24 protein-coding genes and 1 other RNA gene are annotated in these 21942 nt (G+C 69.4%); 13 read left to right on the top strand and 12 right to left on the bottom strand.

Features of this window, described 5'->3' with window-relative positions; translation table 11 throughout:
• The first annotated feature begins 1 nt into the window (after position 1).
• From ACFVW6_RS26360 to ACFVW6_RS26345, 4 genes are all read left to right on the top strand, one after another.
• Positions 2-679 carry a helix-turn-helix domain-containing protein gene (locus ACFVW6_RS26360; protein ID WP_365007245.1) on the top strand — a complete coding sequence of 226 codons (678 nt, stop codon included), beginning with the start codon at positions 2-4 and terminating at the stop codon, positions 677-679.
• A 60-nt stretch (positions 680-739) separates the two neighbouring features.
• Complete coding sequence (locus ACFVW6_RS26355; protein WP_378822834.1) at positions 740-2041, top strand: D-arabinono-1,4-lactone oxidase; 1302 nt, start codon at positions 740-742, stop codon at positions 2039-2041.
• 123 nt (positions 2042-2164) lie between these two features.
• Positions 2165-2578, top strand: coding sequence for an arsenate reductase ArsC (locus tag ACFVW6_RS26350; RefSeq protein ID WP_378822836.1), 414 nt, complete (start codon positions 2165-2167; stop codon positions 2576-2578).
• Between the two features lie 64 nt (positions 2579-2642).
• Complete coding sequence (locus ACFVW6_RS26345; RefSeq protein ID WP_378822838.1) at positions 2643-3041, top strand: VOC family protein; 399 nt, start codon at positions 2643-2645, stop codon at positions 3039-3041.
• On the opposite strand, the gene ACFVW6_RS26340 is transcribed toward ACFVW6_RS26345, so the two are convergent.
• Together ACFVW6_RS26340 and ACFVW6_RS26335 are read right to left on the bottom strand one after the other, a co-directional pair.
• Positions 3017-3505, bottom strand: coding sequence for an NUDIX domain-containing protein (locus tag ACFVW6_RS26340; protein WP_365007249.1), 489 nt, complete (start codon positions 3503-3505; stop codon positions 3017-3019). The genes ACFVW6_RS26345 and ACFVW6_RS26340 overlap by 25 nt on opposite strands.
• 123 nt (positions 3506-3628) lie before the next feature.
• Complete coding sequence (locus tag ACFVW6_RS26335; RefSeq protein WP_378822840.1) at positions 3629-4324, bottom strand: DUF6597 domain-containing transcriptional factor; 696 nt, start codon at positions 4322-4324, stop codon at positions 3629-3631.
• A gap of 111 nt (positions 4325-4435) precedes the next feature.
• Here ACFVW6_RS26335 and ACFVW6_RS26330 point away from each other — a divergent pair, with 111 nt between their 5' ends.
• The gene (locus tag ACFVW6_RS26330; protein ID WP_378822842.1) at positions 4436-4891 is read left to right on the top strand and encodes a YiiD C-terminal domain-containing protein; all 456 of its coding nucleotides are present in this window, start codon (positions 4436-4438) and stop codon (positions 4889-4891) included.
• 127 nt (positions 4892-5018) lie between these two features.
• Positions 5019-5858 carry a DUF1266 domain-containing protein gene (locus tag ACFVW6_RS26325; protein ID WP_357343716.1) on the top strand — a complete coding sequence of 280 codons (840 nt, stop codon included), beginning with the start codon at positions 5019-5021 and terminating at the stop codon, positions 5856-5858.
• On the opposite strand, the gene ACFVW6_RS26320 is transcribed toward ACFVW6_RS26325, so the two are convergent.
• On the bottom strand, positions 5836-6723 hold the full coding sequence (locus ACFVW6_RS26320; protein ID WP_378822844.1) for a hypothetical protein: 888 nt from the start codon (positions 6721-6723) through the stop codon (positions 5836-5838). The two genes, ACFVW6_RS26325 and ACFVW6_RS26320, sit on opposite strands and share 23 nt — an antisense overlap.
• A 120-nt stretch (positions 6724-6843) precedes the next feature.
• Between ACFVW6_RS26320 and ACFVW6_RS26315 the strand changes: the two genes are divergently transcribed.
• From ACFVW6_RS26315 to ACFVW6_RS26300, 4 genes are all read left to right on the top strand, one after another.
• The gene (locus tag ACFVW6_RS26315; protein ID WP_378822845.1) at positions 6844-8007 is read left to right on the top strand and encodes a serine hydrolase domain-containing protein; all 1164 of its coding nucleotides are present in this window, start codon (positions 6844-6846) and stop codon (positions 8005-8007) included.
• Positions 8008-8059: 52 nt separating this feature from the next.
• Complete coding sequence (locus ACFVW6_RS26310) at positions 8060-9718, top strand: TerD family protein (protein WP_378822846.1); 1659 nt, start codon at positions 8060-8062, stop codon at positions 9716-9718.
• A 253-nt stretch (positions 9719-9971) separates the two neighbouring features.
• Positions 9972-10343 (top strand): hypothetical protein, encoded by a 372-nt coding sequence (locus tag ACFVW6_RS26305; protein WP_378822848.1) that lies wholly within the window; start codon positions 9972-9974, stop codon positions 10341-10343.
• Between the two features lie 56 nt (positions 10344-10399).
• Positions 10400-10612, top strand: a complete 213-nt coding sequence (locus ACFVW6_RS26300) for a DUF5302 domain-containing protein (RefSeq protein ID WP_365007255.1) — start codon at positions 10400-10402, stop codon at positions 10610-10612.
• 45 nt (positions 10613-10657) lie between these two features.
• Here the strand turns inward: ACFVW6_RS26300 and ssrA are convergent.
• Positions 10658-11029, bottom strand: a transfer-messenger RNA (tmRNA) gene (gene ssrA / locus ACFVW6_RS26295).
• A gap of 225 nt (positions 11030-11254) precedes the next feature.
• Here ssrA and ACFVW6_RS26290 point away from each other — a divergent pair.
• Positions 11255-12547: an ABC transporter substrate-binding protein gene (locus ACFVW6_RS26290; RefSeq protein WP_355283044.1), complete on the top strand. Its 1293-nt coding sequence runs from the start codon at positions 11255-11257 to the stop codon at positions 12545-12547.
• A gap of 4 nt (positions 12548-12551) precedes the next feature.
• On the opposite strand, the gene ACFVW6_RS26285 is transcribed toward ACFVW6_RS26290, so the two are convergent.
• From ACFVW6_RS26285 to ACFVW6_RS26250, 8 genes are all read right to left on the bottom strand, one after another.
• Positions 12552-13415 carry an EamA family transporter gene (locus tag ACFVW6_RS26285; protein ID WP_357343706.1) on the bottom strand — a complete coding sequence of 288 codons (864 nt, stop codon included), beginning with the start codon at positions 13413-13415 and terminating at the stop codon, positions 12552-12554.
• Entirely contained in the window at positions 13412-13885 is a 474-nt protein-coding gene (gene smpB / locus ACFVW6_RS26280) for an SsrA-binding protein SmpB (protein ID WP_110036321.1), read from the bottom strand. Before smpB ends, ACFVW6_RS26285 begins: the two co-directional genes overlap by 4 nt.
• A 55-nt stretch (positions 13886-13940) precedes the next feature.
• Positions 13941-14885, bottom strand: coding sequence for an acyl-ACP desaturase (locus ACFVW6_RS26275; protein WP_378822850.1), 945 nt, complete (start codon positions 14883-14885; stop codon positions 13941-13943).
• A 120-nt stretch (positions 14886-15005) separates the two neighbouring features.
• Positions 15006-15623: a YdcF family protein gene (locus tag ACFVW6_RS26270; protein WP_378822853.1), complete on the bottom strand. Its 618-nt coding sequence runs from the start codon at positions 15621-15623 to the stop codon at positions 15006-15008.
• Between the two features lie 194 nt (positions 15624-15817).
• The gene (locus ACFVW6_RS26265; RefSeq protein WP_365007257.1) at positions 15818-16054 is read right to left on the bottom strand and encodes a hypothetical protein; all 237 of its coding nucleotides are present in this window, start codon (positions 16052-16054) and stop codon (positions 15818-15820) included.
• Positions 16055-16105: 51 nt separating this feature from the next.
• Positions 16106-18097 carry a DNA helicase RecQ gene (recQ, locus tag ACFVW6_RS26260; protein WP_378822855.1) on the bottom strand — a complete coding sequence of 664 codons (1992 nt, stop codon included), beginning with the start codon at positions 18095-18097 and terminating at the stop codon, positions 16106-16108.
• Positions 18098-18192: 95 nt separating this feature from the next.
• Positions 18193-18978, bottom strand: coding sequence for a histidinol-phosphatase (gene hisN / locus ACFVW6_RS26255; protein ID WP_378822857.1), 786 nt, complete (start codon positions 18976-18978; stop codon positions 18193-18195).
• A gap of 146 nt (positions 18979-19124) precedes the next feature.
• Positions 19125-19715 carry an NADPH-dependent FMN reductase gene (locus ACFVW6_RS26250; protein ID WP_378822860.1) on the bottom strand — a complete coding sequence of 197 codons (591 nt, stop codon included), beginning with the start codon at positions 19713-19715 and terminating at the stop codon, positions 19125-19127.
• A 141-nt stretch (positions 19716-19856) separates the two neighbouring features.
• Here ACFVW6_RS26250 and ACFVW6_RS26245 point away from each other — a divergent pair, with 141 nt between their 5' ends.
• Both ACFVW6_RS26245 and prfB read left to right on the top strand, forming a co-directional pair.
• Positions 19857-20714, top strand: coding sequence for a helix-turn-helix transcriptional regulator (locus ACFVW6_RS26245; protein WP_378822862.1), 858 nt, complete (start codon positions 19857-19859; stop codon positions 20712-20714).
• A 66-nt stretch (positions 20715-20780) separates the two neighbouring features.
• Entirely contained in the window at positions 20781-21899 is a 1119-nt protein-coding gene (gene prfB / locus ACFVW6_RS26240; RefSeq protein ID WP_365007261.1) for a peptide chain release factor 2, read from the top strand.
• Positions 21900-21942 lie beyond the last annotated feature (43 nt).

Genomic DNA, 21942 nt, shown 5'->3' with positions numbered 1-21942 from the left:
TGTGAATCACGCCACGACGACTGCCGCACCACCCCGCCGACTGCGCGCCGACGCCGCGCGCAATCAGGCCCGCATCGTCGCCGCCGCGCGTGAACTGTTCGCCGATCACGGCCTGGAGATCACCCTCGACGACGTCGCCGAGCGCGCCGGCGTCGGTGTCGGCACCGTCTATCGCCGCTTCGCGAACAAGAAGGAATTGATCGCCGAGGTCTTCGACCAGCACATGGTCGACTTCGCCGACGCCGCCGACGCCGCCATGAACAACCCCGATCCCTGGCTGGGCCTGGTGGAGTTCTTCGAAGACGCGTGCAGGCACCTGGCGACCAATCGCGGTTTCGGCGAGGTGATGCTCGAGCTCGAGGAAGACCCGGCCCGCTTCGCCGAACTGCGCGATCGGATCCGCCCCTCGGTCACCGCGATCATCGATCGCGCGCGCGACGCGGGAGCCGTGCACCCCGATGTCACCACCACCGATTTCTTCGCCCTGATCCACATGGTGAACTCCTTCGCCGAGTTCGCCGGACCGGTGAATTCCGAAGTGTGGCAGCGCTATATGGCCATCACCCTCAACGGCGTCCGCACCGACGCCGTGCCGCGCAGGCCCCTGCTCGTCGCCCCGCTGACCGATGACGAGGTCGAGCGCGCCAAGGCGGCGGGCTGCCTCGGCCGACGCCGCTGAGCAGTACTTCTTCCCAGCACCAGTAGCGCGCGTCACAGTCCATCCTCTACAGTTGGACACATGACCAACAGCTCCTGGGTGAACTGGGCGGGCGAGCAGCGCTGCTCACCCGCCGTCGTCGCCGCACCGCGCGGCGCCGAAGAACTGGCCGAGATCGTCACCGCGTCCGCCGCCGCGGGCCGGACCGTGCGCGTCGCGGGATCGGGCCATTCGTTCACCGACGCCGTCCTCACCGACGGCACCCTGATCGATCTCGGCGGCCTGGACCGGGTGCTCGACGTCGACACCGCGACCGGCCGCGTCCGGGTCGAAGCCGGACTGACCCTGCACGCGGCGAGCCCGCTGCTGCACTCGCACGGCCTGGCCTTCCCCAACCTGGGCGATATCGACACCCAGACCATCGCGGGCGCGACCGCCACCGGCACCCACGGCACCGGCGCCAAGCTGTGCAATATCTCCGCCGCGCTGCACTCGGTGGAGATCCTGCGCGCCGACGGCACCACGGTCGAGCTCAACGAGGAGACCGATCCGGACGGCTGGCGCGCGGCGCGGGTCAGCATCGGCGCGCTGGGCATCGTCACCGCGGTGACCCTGCAGCTCGAGCCCTCCTTCGTGCTCGACCTCGTCGAGCGGCCGGTCCCGATCGCCGACGTGCTCGCGAATCTCGACGAACTCGCCGACGGCAGTGACCATTTCGAGTTCTTCGCCTTCGCGCACGCCGATGTGGCGATGACCAAGTCGAGCAACCGCAGCACCGAACCCGAGCAGCCGCGCGGCAAGGCGGGCGCCTGGCTCAACGACGTCCTGCTGTCGAATCACCTGTACGACACCATGTGCAAGCTGGGCAGGCGGGTGCCCGCCACGGTCCCGGCGATCCACCGGCTCGCGACCAAGGCGGGCAGCAACAATCGCAAGATCGACCGGTCCTACCGCGTCTTCGCGACCCCGCGCCTGGTGAAGTTCAACGAGATGGAATACGCCATCCCGCGCGAGCACGCGCGCGCCGCGATCGGCGAGATCCTCGATGTCACCAAGCGATTCGGCACCCCGATGCCGATCGAGGTGCGCTGGGTCGCCCCCGACGACGCGCTGCTGTCCCCCGCGGGCGGGCGCGAGACCTGCTACATCGCCGTGCACCAGTACGAGGGCATGGTGTGGGAGCCGTACTTCCGCGCCTGCGAGGCGGTGTTCAACCGCTACCAGGGCAGGCCGCACTGGGGTAAGCGGCACTTCCAGACCGCCGAGACGCTGCGCCCCCGCTACCCCGAATGGGACCGGTTCACCGAGGTGCGCCGCCGCTTCGATCCCACCGGCGTCTTCGCCAACGACTATGTGAACCGGGTGCTCGGGCCGCTGAGCTGACGGCGGACATCCGCCGGACAACAGTGTCGCCGGTCGCCCCCACACCCACCGGTGCGGATGGAATGATGGTCGGTGATACCCGAAGCGCCACAAGCACTTCGCCCCTGCGCCGAAAGGGCGACCATGGCCCACACTCCCAGCGTGTTGTTCGTCTGCGTCCACAATGCGGGTAGATCGCAGATGGCGGCGGGTTTCCTACGGGCGATGGCGGGCGACCGGATCGACGTGCGGACCGCGGGCAGCGCCCCGGCGGCCGAGCTGAACCCCGCCGCCGTCGCGGTGATGGCCGAGATCGGCATCGACATCGCCGGGGAACGGCCCAAGCCGCTCACCGACGACGCCGTCGGGGTGTCGGATGTGGTGGTCACCATGGGCTGCGGCGAGGTGTGTCCGTACTTCCCGGGGATCAGCTACCGGGACTGGGTCCTCGCCGATCCGGCCGGGCAGCCGATCGAGGTGGTCCGCAGCATTCGCGACCACCTGCAGATCCTGATCGGCAATCTGATCGCCGAACTGGTGCCGGTCCCGGCCCGCTGAGACCGCGGCCCGGACGTCCGATTCGTTCAAGACGACACCACACGCCCGTGTCTACGCTGCGGATATGACTCCTCAGCTCGATGTCGTCTCGATCGTCGTCTCCGATATGGCCGCCTCGGTGGCCTTCTACCGCAAACTGGGGCTCGTGTTCCCCGAGGGCGCCGAGTCCGAGGGCCACGCCGAAGCACAGGTCGGCGGTGGCCTGCGCCTGGCCCTGGACACCGAACAGGTGATCGCCTCGTTCACCCCCGGCTGGCACCCGCCGACCGGGCACGGACGCAGCGGAATCGCGTTCCGCTGCGCCGACCCGGCCGAGGTCGACAAGCTCTGGGCCGAACTCGTCGACGCCGGCTATCACGGAGAACTCGCGCCGTGGGACGCCGTCTGGGGCCAGCGCTACGCCACGCTCGCCGACCCCGACGGCCAGGGCATCGACCTCTACGCCCCGCTGCCCAGCGAATAGGCCGACCAGCCGCCGGGATCGCGCTGACGCCGCTGATAGCGGCCGAGCAGCTCGCCGACCTCGTCGCTGACCGGCGGTTCGCCGGTCAGCCTGGTCCACAGGTGGGTGTCGTGATCGGTGAGCGTCACCGGTCCGGTGGCGGCGACGTCGACGACGAAGGTGAACTGCCGCGTGCGGGCACCGCGCCCGGACAGGTAGTCGAATTCGCCCAGGTAGTCGCTGACCTCGGTGACCCGCAGGCCGGTCGCCTCGAAGACCTCGCGCGCCACCGCGTCGTCGAGCGACTCCCCCGGCTGCACGACCCCGCTCGGTAGCTCCCAGCGACCACTCAGCGAATCCGATCGTCGGCGGCGGAGGATGAGCACCCGGTTGTGGCGGACGACGACCGCTCCGACGACAAGTCGACGGACTTCGTCTCTTTCGGCCTCGATACGGAGCGTGGAGTACACGGATACGTCGATCATCGGGTTCACATCCTCTCGTCGGTGGTTCGGACTTGCCTGGCACATACGACGGGGCGTGCCTTGTGAGCGTAACTCGCCGGTACGACCTTGCCGAATGAGACTTTCCGGGCACGGGCGCGCGGCTCAGCCAGCTTGTAACGCGCGCACCGAGCATCCGGCCAGGTCACGGACTTCCCTGGACAGATGCGCCTGGTCCGCGAAGCCGGTGACCGCGGCGGTTTCCGCCGCCGGAAGGCCCGCGCGCACCGCCGCGAGCGCGCGCTGGAAGCGCAGAATCCGGGCCAACATCTTGGGTCCGTAGCCGAAAGCGGCCAGGGAGCGCCGGTGCAGCAAACGCGCGGACATCCCCGCCGCGGCCGCCGTGCGCGCCACCGTGGTGCCCGCGGCGATCGCGTCGACGATCCCGGCGAGCGCCGGGTCGGGTGGTGCCGCGTCGGAAGCGAATCGCAACACGATCGATTCCAAGGCCGCAACGCGGTCGGGCGCGTTGTCCACCCGGTCGATCAGCGCGCGGACCCGGCGATCGGGGAAGAGGTCGGCCAGGTCGACCCGCTGATCGAGCAGTTCGACGGCGGGTATGCCCAGCAGCGCGGGCGCGGTGCCCGGCGCGAACCGGATGCCGACGAACTCCGCGGCCCTGGCGGTGGGTACCTGGACGGCGCGGCTGTCCGGACCGGCCACCATCAGCGTGCCCTCGGTCCAGATCAGGTCCATGCAGCCGTCGGGGAACACCGTGACCGGGCCTGCCGGTTCAGGCACCGCGCGCGTCCACACGACGGCGCGATCCAGCCGCGCCGCGCGTTCCCGGTATTCCGCCACGGTTTCGACGGTAACCCCGACCACCGACGAATCGCTCCGCCACCGGCCCGCAATCGATACCCTGGCTGGCGTCGGGACAGTGAGGTCCCGTTTCGCGAAAGGACGCGGCCCATGCCCGCAGACGACTTGGTCGACACCGTCAACAGCGTCATCGAGGTGGCCATGCCGGTCGCCGCGAAGATGGGGGTCCGGGTGCTCGAGGTGGGGCGCGGCCACGCCGTCACCACCGTGCCGATCGAGGGCAACGGCAATCACTTCGGGGCCATCTACGCCGGCGTGCAGTTCACCGTCGCCGAGGTGCTCGGCGGTGCGATCACCGCGGGCAGCTTCGACACCTCGGCGTTCTATCCGCTGGTGAAGTCCTTCGACATCGCGTTCCGGGCGATGGCCCGCACCGACCTGCGCGCCGAGGCCACCCTGAGCGAGGACGAGATCACCCGGGTCGCCGCCGAGGCCGCGGCCGTCGGCAAGGCCGATTTCGTCCTGGAGGCGGTCGTCACCGACAGCGCGGGCACCACGGTCGCCACCTCGCGCGGGCTCTACCAGCTGCGCGCCTTCGGGCGCTGACCCGTCGCGGCACGGCCGGGGCGTGGATCGGGGCTGACCGCGACCCGGTGCCGGATCGGTCGTAAGATCTGGCGGCACAACGTTTCGGCTCGGCGGAGGGGTGCGCTCCATGCAACCGGCAGGATCAGTGCGGCGACCGCGGGTCGCGGGATTTCCCGGCCCCGACATCGATGACGAACCCGATGTCTGGTCGGGCGCGGCGGTCGACGACGACCGGATCAGGGCGCTCGCCGTCGGCGCCTACTACGGGCGCAGCTGGGGTGCCTACTGCGACGCGGTCGCGTTCCTGCCCGAGGAGGACGACAGCACCGCGACCCGGCGCGAGACCGCCATCGAGGGCCTGCACGAATCGTGGGGCGTCGACAACGCCGAGGACGCGCGCGACACCATCCGCAGGCTGCTCGCCGGCATGCACGCGCCGCTGTTCGAGCTCGTCCACCCGCTGGCCGTGGCCGCGGCCACCGAGACCGGGCGGGTCGACCGCACCGGTCTGGCCGACGAGCATCGCGAATTCCTGCACACCCTCTCGGGTTTCCGTGGCTACCGTGGGCCCGCCGGCATCGACCGCGACTACGACGCCTGGCTGCAGGCGATCAAACTCGGCATCACCGAGAGCCTGCCGACCCCATTGCAGACCGACGCGACCGCCTGGGACCTGGCCCGGCTGGTCTTCATCGCCCGCGCCGCCTGCACCGCCGGGTACCTCACCGAGGACGAGGCGTGGGAGCACATGCTGACCGGCCTCGACCGCGCTCGGCAGCACTACCGCAACTGGCGCCAGTTCGGCGACGGCTTCCTCACCGGCGCCATCTTCTGGGCCGCCGCGCAGGATCTCTCGGCCGCCAGGACCCAGATCGCCGAACGCAGGCGGATGATCGCCGGGCTGCACTTGCGACCGTCGAGCCCGTGGCGGCGAGTGGCCCTGCACCGGGGCGCGCCGGTGTTCAGCCCGGCATCGCCAGCATGATGCCGACGGCCTGACGCCGGAACGGATCGTCGGCGACCATCCCCAGCTTGCGTCGCTCCACCAGCAGCTGCCATTCGCCGAACAGGTCGGCCGAGGACGGCAGCGACGGCGAGATCGACCCGTCGACGTGCTCGATCTCGCAGGCCAGCCGCAGCGCCTCGGCGACCCGGCCGAAATCCTCGGGCTCCCAGTCGAGGAAGTCCAGGTCGCTGCCCGCGCCCGACACGCGCAGCGTCACCACCTGGCCCGGCGGGCTGCGCACCTCGGCGCCGGTGAGCACGGCGACCGGGAACTCGTAGATCGCCCACGCCGAGACGAACAGCAGCCGCAGCGTGGTGATCGCGACCAGTCCCGGCGCGCCCTCGTGTCCCGCCTGGGCCAGCTCGAGTACGTATTCGTCCGGCCGTGCGCAGCCGTGCAGGATGTCGATCTCGCGGACCGAGTTGCCCGCGAAGCGCATTCGGTCCGCCGCGGCCGCGACATCGGGCCTGCGCGGACCGTTCGGGCCGGGCACCGGGCGCGGCGGCACGAGATTGGGCCGCGGCGGGAACACCCGGCGCAGGCTGACCAGATCGCGTTCGACCGCCCGGACCAGCACCTGCGCCTGCTCACGCACCCCGAGCTCGAGGAACACCGGGACCGGATGCCGGTCGGTCGCCGAGCCGTTGACGCGGAACTCCGACGACCGGAAGAACAGCAGCATCGCCAGCTGGTCGTCGTCGGTGGTCGCGAGCGCGATCCGGGCCAGCTCGGCCACGGCGATATCGAGCGCGGTCTCGTTGTCGGCCCGCAGCGGCGTCGTCACCAGCCTGCCGTCCGCGTACCGCACGGCGACGCGCGCACCCCACACCTCGATCACAGCCACATCCCTCCTGGCCCGCCCCGCCTCGCAGGATCCTACCGATGGGCTGTTCCGGCGGAAGGGGGCGGCGTAGATTCGACTGCGCTGCTCGGGTGAGTTTTCTTCCACGAAGGGATCGCCGTCATGAGCGTGTCGCCCCGGTACCGGGGGCACCGTAGCGCGTCCGCGGTGCTCGCGTTCCTGCTCGTCCTCGGCACCGCGGCCTGCGGGTCCGGCAGCGACACCGGGTCGTCGACCGCGCCGCCGGACAGTCCCGAGGCCACCGCGATCACCGACATCGTGCGCGGCAAGGTGACCGAGCTCGGCGTCAGCTCGGCCGTCTACGGTGTCTGGCGGGGCGAGGAGCAGATCGCGCTCGGCGCGTTCGGCGGATCCCCGCTGGGCGTCCCCGCGACCCCCGAGATGAAAGTGCGCGTCGGCCAGCCGATGGAACCGATGCTGTCGACCGTGCTGTGGCGGCTCGACGGCGACGGCGTGCTGAAGATGGACGAACCCATCGCCCGCTGGCTACCCGACTTCCCGCGCGCGGACAAGATCACCCCGCGCATGCTCGCCGACAGCACCTCCGGCATCGCCGACTACGTGACCGACCCGGAGTTCCTGAAGATCTTCGCCGAGAACCCGATCCGCGAGTGGACCGCGTCCCAGCTGTTCGAGCGCGCCAACGCCCGCCCACCGCTGTTCGAACCCGGCACCGACTTCGGCTACGCGCACAGCGATCTCGTCGTCCTGGGCGAGGTGCTGCAGAACGCCACCGGGAAGCCACTGGGCGAGTTGATCACCCAGCACATCCTGATCCCGCTCGGCATGCACGACAGCAAGGTCGTCCTGAACCCGGCGATCGACGAGCCGTACCTGCACGGCTACACCAACGAGCGCAACGGCTTCGAGGACTCCACCTTCTGGAACCCCACCGCCTTCCTGCACAGCGGCAACATGAACGCCCCCGTCGCCGACCTCGGCCGCTGGGTCCGCGCCCTCGCCACCGGCGAACGCCTCACCCCCGACCAGCTCCAGCAGATGATGAGCCCCTCCACCGCGGGCCTCGGCCCGTTCACCACCGAGAAGTACTTCGCCTTCGGCGTCGTCCACCTGGCCGACTGGCTCTACATGAACCCCGCCTACGGCGGCTACAACGGCGTCGCCCTCTACGACACCAAAACCCAGACCACCATCATCGTCTACACCACCCACGGCCCCACCTCCCCCGCCACCAACAACGCCATCCCCATCGGCACCGCCCTGGCCACCCACCTCGTCCCCGACCGCCCACCGGCTGTGCCCTGACAAGTCCCGAAAGACGCATCGGGCGCGTAACAGAACCTGCCACGGAAACGGTGTGCAGCACGTGAAGCTCTCGAGAGGCGAAAACGCTGCTGTCACAGCGCCAACAGTGACGGTGACACTCACATGGGGATCCCGGCAGGAGGTCGATCCACAAGCGCTTCTCTTATCCGAATCCGGCAGGATCAGGACAAATGATGACTTCGTATTCTACAATGCCGCACACCATCCGTCGGGTGCGGTCTCACTGTCCGAGTCGATCGTTGGTCGCGCGGTACTGAAGGTCTCCCTCACCACCGTCGAGGCGGCGGTTTCCCGCATCGTTATCTCGGGATCCGTTGACGCGGGTTCGTTTCGAGACATCCCCGACCTCACACTGACGGTGCATGACGGGGCTAGTGCACTGATCTCATTCGACATCGATCAGCCGGACGCCGTCACGGCGATGATGCTCGGCGAGTTCTACCGGCGAAACGGTCTGTGGAAGTTCAGGTCGGTCGGCCAAGGCTGGGCAAGCGGTCTTCGCGGACTTGCCGAAGAGTTCGGTGTCGAAGTCGACGACCCGCCCGCCGCCGCACCGCCGACAGCATCTCCTGTTCCGCCACCTTCCGTCACAGCGACCCCGCCATCCCAGCCGGAACGGGAGCCCGGGTGGTACCCGGATTCGACGCCGTCAGATCAGTTGCGTTGGTGGAATGGCAGAGCCTGGACCGATGACACCAGGCGGCAGTTCCCGCCGAGTCCAGCGCTGTGCGAGCGATGTGGGCGAGAGAAGCGGGTCCCTCGGTTCGGCAGCGCGCCACCATGTCGCTGGTGTGAGTCCGACGTCAACGGGTTCATGGAGACATGGCGATCACAGGCCTGGCACGTGTTGACCACATCCGGCCCGCACGGCAGCGGTTGGGACGAGTTGTGGACTGCCCTCCGCTTCCAACGGATTCATGAAGCCAGCGGCAAGGAAGCGCTACGACCGCTCGCTGTCGCCTACCTGGAACGCGTGGTCGCTTTCGCCTTCGCTGACAACGAAATCGAAGCAGGTGAGCTGAGCGAGTTCGAGCGCGCAGTTGCGGATCTCCAAGCGGTCGTTGATCTCGGCGTTGCGCAGCGACGCGTTGACGAACTTCGTCAACGTATGCTACGCGGGCGATCGCTCACGCAGGTCCGTGCCGGCGATCTGCCCCGCATCCAACGATCGGACTTGCATCTGGAAGCAGATGAGACGCTGTACATCGACGTCAATGCTGCGCAGATCAAGTACCTGGCCAGCGGGCCACGCCGCAACGGCGGCAGGTTGATCGGGAGCAGTAAGAAGCTCCGGTTCATCGGCGCGGGAGCCGGCAGCGAGTTGCCTTGGGCGAAAATCGTCTCGATCTCGAGCGAATACGGAAACATCATCATCTCCGCGACCACCGCCCGCGGCGGCGGCACCTACAGCGTTCCTGACCCCGAGTACGTCGCAGCTGTGTTGGAAGGAGCGCTCCGTATCGCGAAGCGCCTGGTCTTGGCTCCCGGACAGCGTGACACCCGATCGATCCCACCGGATGTGAAATCCGAAGTGTGGCAACGAGACGGCGGCAGATGTTGCCAATGCGGAGATGCTCACTACCTCGAGTTCGATCACATCATCCCGCTGAGCCGAGGGGGTGCGACGAGTGCCGGAAACCTCCAAATACTCTGCCGTAGATGCAATCTCGAGAAGGGCGCACGAATCTGATCCGGCTTATCCCGGCCACCTGACCGCGACCGGTTCGCCGCTATGGTGTCGAACCGTGCCCGCCCGACATGCGGGCAGGTGGATCCACATGAGCTCTGTCCGGTCCGGACACGACCCCTGCGATACTGACCTGCGGTTTTACGAGTTGCGCAAGAATTTCGTCATCGATCTCCCCTAGCGTCTACGGAAGTATTGCGCTGCAAAACAACAACGTCCGGTGGTGTGAGTTCCCGCCGGAGCGGAGGGGAGAGATATGAAGACGTCTGCAATCGCGGTGGCTACCCTAGGCGTCGCGCTGACTGTGGTCGGCAATGGGGTCGCCGGGGCCGAGGCCGGGATGAGCACGATCGTGGCGGAGGACTTTCCCGGGTCGTGTCTGGTGGTGCAGAACCATGTCGGGCACGATGTCGAGATCCGGCTCAACTACCCGACGTGGGGTGGGTACTGGACGTTCGTGCACGACCAGGTGAGTGTCGTGGCCGACGCGGACGACGTCGTGATCACCTCGCCGAGTGGTGCCTGGAACTTCACCATGAATCCGCCCGCCGAGGTCGTCTGGGTGTTCGACGCCGGGCTCAACACGGAACTGGGGTGCAACGGTTCCTGGGTGGCCAGCCTGACCTGACAGCGGTTGCCCGCCTGCGGATTCGACGATCGGCCGAAAGGTGGCAGGCTGTGGTGATGGCCGACGAACTAGAACCCGCCACCGAACTCTCCGGTGGCGACGCAACCGAAACGCAGGAAGAAGCGACCAAGCGGAAGTTCCGCGAAGCACTCGAGCGCAAGAACGGGAAGGCCGGGGTCGGCGGCGCCGGGCAGAACGCCGCCAAGGTGCGCGGCACCCAGTCCGGGGCAGGGGGCAAGCGCACCTTCCGCCGCAGGGCCGGCGGGTAGACCGAAGCGAAAAGCCCCTCACCTGGGTTCCAGGTGAGGGGCTTCGAGTGGAGCTGCCGGGAATCGAACCCGGGTCCTCCGTCGTGCCATCAGGGCTTCTCCGTGTGCAGTTCGCTCTGCCTCTACTCGGACCTCCAGGTCTCGCGAACAAGCCCGGATGACGATCCCAGTCGCTGTTAGATGTCCCGTCCGACTCCGCGACCGAGCCGAACGGTAATTCCCTCTAGCTGATGCCAGGGTCCGGATCGAGGGACGAACCCGGTCTGACAGAGACGACCTGCTACTTAGGCAGCGAGGGCGTACTCGCGCTGATTGGAATCGGCGCTTAATTGGTTGCAACGACGCTTACGGTGGTCTCTTGCCTGCACCGACACGCTTCCCCTGAATCAACGTACGCAGTCGAAACCGTTCAGCCCCGTACGTGCCCGCACCGTGCGGGCTAGTCATGTTAACACTGCCGTCGCCGCGAATCTTCCCGATATTTCTGCCAGCGCGGGGTGTCGCCGATGTGACTCGTCAGCGAACCACACTGATTCGCACCGCCGATCCGGGTAGACGCGCCGGTCGACCGGGGTACTGTTCTCGATCGGCCGGACCGGGACGCGCGAGATCCCGTGTGCGGCTGGAACAAGGAGTTACCTCATGGCATTCACCAGTCGGCTGCGTCGGTCGGCGGCTGTGCCCGTCGTGGCCGGTCTCGTCCTCGCTGCCGCTTGCTCCGCCGGCGAATCGACCGCCGGGCCGGGTGTGACCAGCGCACCGTGTCCCGGATCACCGCACAGGGACCGGGGGTGCATCTACCTCGGCGTGCTGTCCGACCTGGCGAACGGCCCGTTCACCGCGCTCGGCGCGTCGATGAACGAGGGCCAGCTGGCGTTCTGGAACCAGGTGAACCAGGCGGGCGGCATCGGCGGCTACGACATCGACATCACCACCAACACCCGCAACACCTCCCTCGACCCGCGCACGCACCGCACCGCCTACGCCGAGATCGAGCCGAATGTGCTCGCGCTGGCGATGAGCTTCGGCACCGCCCAGACCATCGCGATGCTCAATCAGATGGACGCCGACGACATGGTCAGCGTGGCGGCCACCCAGTGGTCGGGCTGGAACTACCGCAGCGCCGACCGCAATCTGGTGCTCAGCGCGGGCTATTCCTATTGCACCGAGGCGGTGACCGGCCTGGACTGGTTCACCCGCACCCACTACGCGCCGCACAATATCGCCGTCGTCGCCTACCGCGGCAACTACGGCGGCGACTACGCCAGCGGCGCGCTGAAGTGGGCGATCGCCAACGGCGCCACCATCGCCGACCGGATCGACACCGGTCCCAACGGTGAGGTCGGCAATCAGGACGGGCCGGTCGAGGAGATCCTGGCCGCCGACCCCGACCTGGTCATGCTGGCCACCGGTCCGGCCGAGACCGCCGAGATCGTGGGCAAGCTGGTGAAGTCGGGCTACACCGGCCGCTTCCTCGGCTCGCTACCGACCTGGAACGCGGCGCTGCTGCAGACCGCCGCGGCCCCCGCGCTGACGGCGCTCTACAACTACACGACCCCGGTCGACAGCTGGAACGGCGACAGCGTCGGCGCCCGGCACGCCCGCGCCGCCATCGATCGCGAACCGGCCAACTTCGGCTATTCGCTCGGCTGGGCGATCTCCTATCCGCTCAAGGCCCTGCTCATCGCGGCCGCCGAGGAGCGGGAGCTCACCCGGGCCGGGTTGCGCCGCACGATCACGGATCTGCGCCCCGACGGTGAGGGCATGGTCGTCATCCATCCGGCGGGCGCGAACGAACCCGATCTGAGCGGCGAGTGGACCTCGGTGTTCGAGCCGGACAAGGCGGCGCCGATGGGCGCGCGGGCGATCGAGGTCGGCTACCAGGGCAGCACGCTGGAAAAGCTTAACCTGCACGAGCCCTGCACCCGGCTGTAGCAGCTCAGCTCGCGGCGATCATGGCGACCGCCGCGAGCGCGAGCACCATGCCCACCTTCTGCGTCGTGCTGATCCGTTCGCCGAGCAGCACCATCGCCAGCAGCACGGTCGCGGCCGGATACAGCGAGCCGATCACGCTGACCACCGACAGCAACGATCCGTGGAAGGCGTACAGCAGCGCCGCGTTGGCGATCACGTCGAGGACACCGACCGCCAGCGCGAGCCGCAGCGGTTCCCCGTGCAGGCCGCGGAACTGGCCGGCGGCCAGCGCGGAGGTCCAGACGACGGCCGTCGCGGCGGCGCGCTGGCCGAGCAGCGGCCACAGCCCGGCGCTCGCGCTGGTCTCGTGCAGGAAGAAGAAGGCGAACCCGAACGCGGCGCCGGAACCCACGGTCAACAGCGCGACCCGGCGGGTGAAGCGCAGTTCCCGCCCGCCGATGATCTCCTCGGTCGTCTCGTCGGGCGCTTCCCGGCTGACCAGCACGACCGCGACCAACGCGAGCGCGATCCCCGCGATGGCCGCCGGACCCGGCCGCTCGCCGAGGAAGAACCCGGCGACCACCGGGATCCCGGCGACCAGCACCGCGGTCACCGGCGACACCACCGACATCGGCCCGTCGGCGAGCGCGGCGTAGAACCACCACACCGCCAGCCCGCTGGCCACGCCGGCGGCCAGGCCCCACAGCATCGATGCCGCGTCCGCGTGCCCGCCGACCAGCGGCGCGATCAGCAGGACCAGCAGCACCGAGAACGGGTAGGACACGACGACCACCCGCAGGGCGGTGACCCGCCGGGCGGCGATCCCGCCGAAGAAATCGCTGACTCCGTAGCCCGCCGCCGCCACGAGGGCGAGCAGGACGGAGATCAACGCATGCCTTTGACCCGTCGACCGATCTCGCGCGTGACCTCCCGCTCGGCCTGCCTGCGGGCGAGGTCCTGGCGCTTGTCGTAGTCCTGCTTACCCTTGGCGAGCGCGAGCTCGACCTTCACCTTGCCGTCGGAGAAGTACATCGACAGCGGCACCAGCGTCTGGTTGCCCTCCCTGGACTTGCCGACCAGGTGCTCGATCTCGCGCTTGTGCAGCAGCAGCTTGCGGGTGCGCCGCGGCGAATGGTTGGTCCAGGTGCCGTGGCTGAACTCCGGAATGTGCAGGCCGCGCAGCCAGACCTCGCCGTTGTCGACGGTCGCGAAGGCGTCGACGAGGGACGCCTTGCCTTCGCGCAGGCTCTTCACTTCGGTGCCGACCAGCGCGATCCCCGCCTCATAGGTGTCGAGGATCGTGTAGTTGTGCCGCGCCCGGCGGTTGGTCGCGATGACCTTCCTGCCCTTTTCCTTCATAACGGTCAACTCTAAGTGACCGCGCCAGCCGTTTATTCCAAGGTCCGCCCCGCCCTCAGCTCGCCGCGCGCTCGAGGGCGCGGGCCAGTGCCCGGTCGCGCTGTTCCTCGAAGCGGTTCGCCTTGGCCTCGAGGTCGAGCAGGTAGGCGTGCAGTTCGTCGCGGGCGCGTTCGCCCTCGTCGCCGAGGTCGGTGCGGTCGAAGACCTTCCAGGTGCGCAGCACGGGCTCGAGCACGACATCGAGGTGCTGGCGCAGGTCGTAGACGCCGTGCTTGGCGAGCAGGACCGCGTTGCGGCGGAAGTTGGGCTGGTTCAGGCCGGGCATCTGAAAGCGCAGGACGACGTCGGCGATGGCGCGCATGGTCGCGTCGGGGGTGAGGTCGAGGGCGGCCGCGCAGAGCTTGCGGTAGAAGACCATGTGCAGGTTCTCGTCGGTCGCGATGCGCGCCAGCATGCGGTCGGCGATCGGGTCGTCGCACAGCCTGCCGGTGTTGCGGTGGCTGATCCTGGTCGCCAGCTCCTGGAAGGTGACGTAGGCGACGCCCTTGAGGAACTGCGAGCCCTTCTCCGGCTTGGCGATGCCCGCGGTCATGTGCGCCATCCTGGCTTCCTCGAGCGCCACCGGGTCGACCGCGCGCGTCACCACCAGGTAGTCGCGCATGACGATGCCGTGCCGGTTCTCCTCGGCGGTCCAGCGCCCGACCCAGGTGCCCCAGGCGTTGTCGAAGCCGAAGGTGTCGGCCAGCTCGCGATGGTAGGAGGGCAGGTTGTCCTCGGTGAGCAGGTTGGTGATCATCGCCGCCTTGGCCACCTCGCTGAGCCGGGACTGCTCCGGGTCCCAGTCGATGCCGCCCATCGCGGCGAAGTTGCGGCCCTCGTCCCACGGCACGTAGTCGTGCGGGTGCCAGTCCTTGGCCTTGGCCAGGTGGTCGTTCAGGTTCGCTTCGGCGGTCGGTTCGAGTTCGGCCAGGATGTCGCGGTCGGACAGCTGGAGCGTCATTGGATGTCACCTCGGAGTTGACGGGCGGGAAACGGCGGACCCCCTGGGCCCAACGATGGCGGGCCGACGGTCCGGCGGCGGGTCACATGACGAAACACTGTGTCCGGTCACAGCGAACGGCTAACCGGGCGGTAGCGCGGGACCGAAGCGGTCGATCCGCAGGGGCAGCACCGGCCACAGCGTGCGGTCGGGGGTGAGCTCGCCGACGACGAGCACGCCCGCGTCGTCGAAGGCCGCTCTGGCCCGGTCGACGTGGTCGCCGGAGGTCACCAGCACGGCCGCGCGCAGGTGATGTTCGGCCATCAGCGCGGCGGTGAAGCGGGCGTTGGCCACCGTGGAATCGGCCTGCGGCTCCCGCAGGATCCGCGCCGGGTCGACACCGGCCGCGAGGAGCCAGTCGGCCATCGCGTCGGCCTCGCTCAGCCCGGCCTGCGGGTTCCCGCCGGTGACGATGATCGGCGACCACGGCGCGAACACCGCCTGCACCAGGCCCGCCCGTAGCCGCCGGACCAGTTCCGGGCGCAGGTCGCCCTCGGGTGTCAGGCCGTAGCCGAGGATCACCACGGCGGTGTCGTCACCGTAGGTGCCGGGCAGCGTCGGCGTCAGCATCCGGTGCAGGTCCGCGACGCCGATCGGTGTCGCGGACTCGGCGGTGCCCACCGGTGCTGTCGCACAGACGAATCCGGTCGCGATCAGGGCGGCGCACACCCCTCGCGTCACCCAGGTCACCCACAGCATTCCCGTCGCCTCCTCGGGCCGGGACCGATCGGCTCGATCGGTCGAGGAGGCCTACAGTGCGCCGGGGGCGGGTCGGTCGGCGGGGCTATGACCTGCGGCTACCACAGGTCACAGTGCTCGGCGCCGTCTCCTGGTCCGCAGCATCGCAAAGATTCCGGAACCGGGCGGGTACCGGATCGCGAAGGGCCCGGCCGTCAGCCGCCCGGACGCAGGGCCAGATAGAGGGCGAGCGCCGAGGCGAAGACGAGGATCAGGGCGACGGTCGACCAGCGCGGCCTGCCCCGGTGGACCACCGGGTGGTGGCCGCCGAGCAGGCTGGGCGCGACGACCGGGTCGATGTGCCGGTGCGGGATCGGCGGCAGCGGAGTATCGCCGCCGCCCTGGCTCGTGCCGCCCGACGACTCGCTCTCGGAGCCTTCACCGTTCGCCATGCCTCGACAGTATCGCGCCCCGCCCCGGTTCGTCGCGGGTTCCTTCGCCGGTTACTCCTCGGTCAGCGCGGCCAGTACGCCCTCGCCGTAGCGGGCCAGTTTGTTCTCGCCGACGCCGCCGACGGTCCCGAGCTCGGCGAGCGAACCCGGTTTGCGCGCAACGATTTCGCGCAGGGTCGCGTCGTGGAACACCACGTAGGCGGGCACGCCCTGCTCCTTGGCGGTCGCCGCCCGCCACGCGCGCAGGCGTTCGAACAGCGGCAGGTCGGTCGCGGGCAGATCCACCGTGGCCTTGGCCGATTTCGCGCTGCGCGCGGGCCGGGCGGCGCGTTCGGGCTCGCGGCGCATCAGCACCTTCTTGCCCTCGAACAGCACCTCGTTGCTGGCCTCGGTGAGCGCGAGCACGCCGTACTCCCCCTGCACCGCGAGCAGTCCGCCGGCGAGCAGCTGACGCGTCACGCCGCGCCACTCGGTATCGCGCAGATCGGTGCCGATGCCGAACACCGACAGCTCGTTGTGCCGGTGCTGGGTGATCTTCGGGTTCGACTTGCCCAGCAGGATGTCGACCAGATGGCCCGCGCCGAACGCTTGTCCCCGTTCGCGTTTGAGCCGCAGCACGGTCGAGAGCAGCTTCTGCGCCGGGACGGTGCCGTCCCAGGTCTCCGGCGGATTCAGGCACACATCGCAGTTGCCACAGGCCTGGCCGGGCTGACCGAAGTAGTTCAGCAGCTGGACGCGGCGGCAGCCCACCGTCTCGCACAGCGCGAGCATGGCGTCCAGGTGCAGCTGCAACTGCCTGCGGTGCGCGGCGTCGCCCTCGCTGGAGTCGATCATCTTGCGCTGCTGGACGACATCGGCGAGGCCGTAGACCATCCACGCCGTCGACGGCTGCCCGTCGCGGCCTGCGCGACCGGTCTCCTGGTAGTAGCCCTCCACCGATTTGGGCAGATCGAGATGGGCGACGAACCGCACGTCGGGCTTGTCGATGCCCATGCCGAAAGCGATGGTGGCCACCACGATCAGGCCGTCCTCCCGCAGGAACCTGGCCTGGTTCTCGGCGCGGGTCCGGTTGTCCAGGCCCGCGTGGTACGGCACCGCGCGCACGCCGTTCTCGTTGAGCATCGCGGCGGTCTTCTCCACCGAATTGCGCGAGAGGCAGTAGACGATGCCCGCGTCGCCGGGGTGTTCGGCGCGGATGAAATCGAGCAGCTGACGGTCGGCCCGGTTCTTCGACTCGATCCGGTACTGGATATTGGGCCGGTCGAAGCTGGAGACGAACTGCTTCGCCGACCCCAGGTCGAGCCGCTCGACGATCTCGGCACGGGTCTTCTCGGTGGCGGTCGCGGTGAGCGCGATGCGCGGGACATCGGGCCAGCGCTCGTGCAGCAGCGACAGCGCGAGATAGTCGGGCCGGAAGTCGTGGCCCCACTGCGACACGCAATGCGCCTCGTCGATCGCGAACAGCGCCACGGTGCCGCGGTCGAGCAGCCGCAGCGTGGACTCCAGGCGCAGGCGTTCCGGCGCGAGATAGAGCAGGTCGAGTTCACCGGCGACGAACTGCGCTTCCACCGTGCGCCGCTGATCCGGCGACTGGGTGGAGTTGAGGAACCCGGCCCGCACACCGAGCGCGCTGAGCGCGTCGACCTGGTCCTGCATGAGCGCGATCAGCGGCGAGACGACGACGCCGACACCGGGCCGGACCAGCGAGGGCACCTGGTAGCACAGCGATTTGCCGCCGCCGGTCGGCATCAGGACCAGCGCGTCACCGCCGCCGACGACCTGCGCGACGATGTCGGCCTGGTCGCCACGGAAGGCGTCGTAACCGAAGACCCGGCGCAGCACCTCCTCGGCGGTCTCCGCGCGGGCGGGCGCCGCCGCGCGGCCCGGGGTGGCCGGGGCGAGGTCGTCGAAGTGGAAGCCGCCGGTGTCGTCGAGATCGTGCTCGGAGATATAGCCACCATCGGACGGGTACGCGTCGTCGGGCGGGAAGTCTTCGGGCGGGAAGTCGTCGACATCGGGGGCTGTGGCGCCGGAATTGCTCACCGGGCCATCCTACGAGCGTGGGCCGGGCGCGCAGTCCGTCCACCGGACCCGACGACGGCGTTCACCGGCCTCCGCACACATGTGGATAACTCGGATCAGCCGCGCAAACGGGCGAGGACCTCGTCCTGGAGCAGGCCGTTGCTCGCCACCGCGTCGCCGCCGTGCGGGCCGGATCGACCGTCCAGGGAGGTGAACGCGCCACCGGCCTCGCGGACCAGGATGTCGAGCGCGGCCAGGTCCCACAGCGAGACCTCGGGCTCGGCGGCGATGTCGACCGCACCCTCCGCGACCAGGCAGTAGTTGAAGAAGTCGCCGTAGCCGCGGACCCGCCAGACCTCGTCGGTGAGGTCGATGAACTTCTCCCGCAGCCCGCGCTCGTGCCAGCCGGACAGGCTGGAGAAGGCCAGGCTGGCCGAGTCGAGAGCGCCCACCGCCGACACCGTGATCGGCTTCGGCGCGCCGGGGTGCACCTGGGCCCACGCGCCCGAGCCCGCGGCCGCCCACCAGCGCCTGCCCAGCGCGGGCGCGCTGACCACACCGACCACCGGCACCCCGTCGACCAGCAGCGCGATCAGGCTCGCCCACACCGGCACGCCACGGACGAAGTTCTTGGTGCCGTCGATCGGGTCGACCACCCACTGCCTGCCGGTGAACTCGGCGTCGCCGCCGAATTCCTCGCCGAGCACGGCGTCGCCGGGGCGTTCGGCGGCGAGCACACGCCGGATGACCTGCTCGACCGCCAGATCGGCATCCGAGACCGGCGTCAGGTCCGGCTTCGCGTCGACTTTCAGATCGACGGCGCCGAAACGCACCCGCGAGATCGCGTCGGCCTCGTCGGCCAGTCGGAGGGCAAGGTCCAGGTCAGCGGAGTAGGCAGCCACGCGGGCCAGTGTATTTGGCTGCGCGGACGCGGCCGACGTCGCGGCCGACGGGCGTGCGGCTCGGCGCGGCGGCAGGTGCGCCCGCGGCCGCGCACGGCGGCCTTCGCCCCGGGCCGAGCACGCGGTCGGCCCGCCTGCCTCGGTCGTCAGACCGCGACCTGTGCCGACCGGGCGGCGACGAGAGCGCTTGCCCACCAGTGCAACTGATCGAGCAGGGCCTGCGCCGCCGCCGCCGGCTCCGCGGGCTCCCGCAGCTGCCCGTTCTCGTCGAAGAGCAGGTAGTAGCGCGGGAAGGACACATAGTTGCGCACGGTGTGGGCATTGAGCTCGTTGAACACCTGCCGCAGGTGCTCGATGGCCAGCAGTCCGCCGGAGCCGCCGCTGTAGCCGACGAAGCCGATCGACTTGGCATCCCACTGGGTGAAGTGCCAGTCGATGGCGGCCTTGAGCGCGGCCGGGTAGCTGCGGTTGTAGTCGGGCGTGACGATGACAAAGGCGTCGGCGGCGGCCAGGCGCTCGGTCAGATCGCCCATCGCGGCCGGACGGGCGGGCGCGGGGTCGAGGGCGGGCGGCACCGCGGGCAGCGCGGCGGACACGTCGGCCTCGGCCAGATCGATGATGTCGACGTCGAAACGGTCGTCGACCTGCTGTGCGAACCAGTTCGCGACCACCGGACCGAACCGGCCCTCGCGGACGCTGCCGATGATGATCGCGAGCTTCAGTGGCTGTGCGGACACCGTGTTCTCCTCTGTCGTGAGCCCGGCCCGATCGGCCGGTGTCACTACCGTCGCCGGTCGCGGAGCTGTCAGGGAGACCACGCTGAGAGTGGTAGTGGCACGGCCACTCTCCGGCCCGCGCGAGTGGGTACCGTCGATCGGGTGAGCGACAACGAACTCGGGCTGTTCCTGCGTACCCGCCGCGAGGCGGTGACGCCCGCCGAGGTCGGCCTGCCCGCTGGCACGCGCAGGCGCACACCGGGGCTGCGCCGGGCCGAGGTCGCGATGCTGGCCGGGGTCAGCGTGGAGTACCTGATCCGGCTCGAACAGGGCCGCGACCGGCATCCGTCGCCGCCGGTGCTGTCGGCGCTGGCCGACACGCTGCGGCTGAGCCCGCGCGAACGGGTGCATCTACACCAGCTCACCAAGGGCATGTCCGGTTTCAGCTGCGGTGCCGCCGAGAACGGCCCGAACCGCACCGTCCGGCCGACCATCCGCGCCATCCTCGACCAGCTCGAACCCGCGCCCGCCGCGATCACCAACCGGTTCACCGAGGTGCTGGCCTGCACCGCGGGCTACCGCACGCTGATGGCGCCCAGCGGCCTGTTCGAGCAGGGCGAACCGGCCAATGTGGCGCGGTTCGTCTTCACCCATCCGGGCGCGCGCGAGCTGTACCCGGACTGGGACGCCGCCGCCGACAAGCTGGTGGCCTCGCTCAAGCAGGGCCCGTACCGCGCCGACCCGATGGTGGCCGCGCTGGTCGACGAGCTGACGGTCACCGCGGGCGCGCCGTTCACCGATCGGCTGGCCACGCTGCCGGGACTGCCGCCCTCGGGCGGGATCAACCGGATCAGCCATCCCGAGGCGGGCACGCTGCGGCTGGCCTACGAATCACTGGATCTGTCCCTCGACGACGACCAGTCGCTGTATGTCCTGCTGCCCGCCGACGAGGCCAGCGCGACGGCCCTGGACCGGCTGCTCGGACGGCGCCCCGGCGGCCTGCGCGCCATCGCGAGCTGACCGCAGCGCGCCGTCGCGGGTGCGCGTGTTTCACCGTGTCGGAGCCGACCGGTAACCTTGGGAATCGTGCATCCTGACGTTATCGCCGATCTCGCCGAACTCGACACCACGCTCAAGACGGTCGAGTCGGTCCTCGATGTCGAGGAGCTACGCCGTCGCATCGATGAGCTCGAGCACCAGGCGGCCGATCCCGAGCTGTGGAACAACCAGGACCACGCCCAGCAGGTGACCAGCGAGCTGTCGCACGCGCAGAGCGAGCTGCGCCGCGTGGAGGACCTGCGCCAGCGCCTCGAAGACCTGCCGGTGCTCTACGAATTGGCCGAGTCCGAGGAGGGCGCGGCCGCCGCGGAAGCCACCGCCGACGCCGACACCGAGCGCGCCGCGCTGCGGGTCGACATCGAGGCGATGGAGGTGCGCACCCTGCTCTCCGGCGAGTACGACAAGCGTGACGCGCTGGTCAACATCCGTTCCGGCGCCGGTGGCGTCGACGCCGCCGACTGGGCGCAGATGCTGATGCGCATGTACATCCGCTGGGCCGAGCGGCACAAGTACGTCGTCGAGGTCTACGACACCTCCTACGCCGAAGAGGCGGGCATCAAGAGCGCCACCTTCGCGGTGAAGTCGCCCTACGCCTACGGCACGCTCTCGGTGGAGATGGGCACGCACCGGCTCGTCCGGATCAGCCCGTTCGACAACCAGGGCCGCCGCCAGACCTCCTTCGCCGAGGTCGAGGTGCTGCCGGTGGTCGAGACCACCGACCACATCGAGATCCCCGAGGGCGAGGTCCGGGTGGACGTGTACCGCTCCTCGGGCCCCGGTGGTCAGAGCGTCAACACCACCGACTCCGCGGTGCGCCTGACCCACATTCCCACCGGCATCGTGGTGACCTGTCAGAACGAGAAGTCGCAGCTGCAGAACAAGATCTCGGCCATGCGCGTGCTGCAGGCCAAGCTGCTCGAGCGCAAGCGCCAGGAGGAGCGCGCGCAGATGGACGCGCTCAAGACCAACGAGGGCGCCTCGTGGGGCAATCAGATGCGCTCCTACGTGCTGCACCCGTACCAGATGGTCAAGGACCTGCGCACCAACTATGAGGTGAACAACCCCTCGGCGGTGCTCGACGGCGATATCGACGGCTTCATCGAGTCCGGAATCCGTTGGCGCATGCGGGAACAGGCCGACGCGTAGCCACCTGTTCGCTCGGCCGGTGTGACGCTGTTCGCGTTTGACC

It is taken from the genome of Nocardia sp. NPDC058244, from assembly GCF_042882065.1.
Taxonomy (GTDB): domain Bacteria; phylum Actinomycetota; class Actinomycetes; order Mycobacteriales; family Mycobacteriaceae; genus Nocardia.
This window is presented reverse-complemented; position numbering and strand designations above follow the sequence as displayed.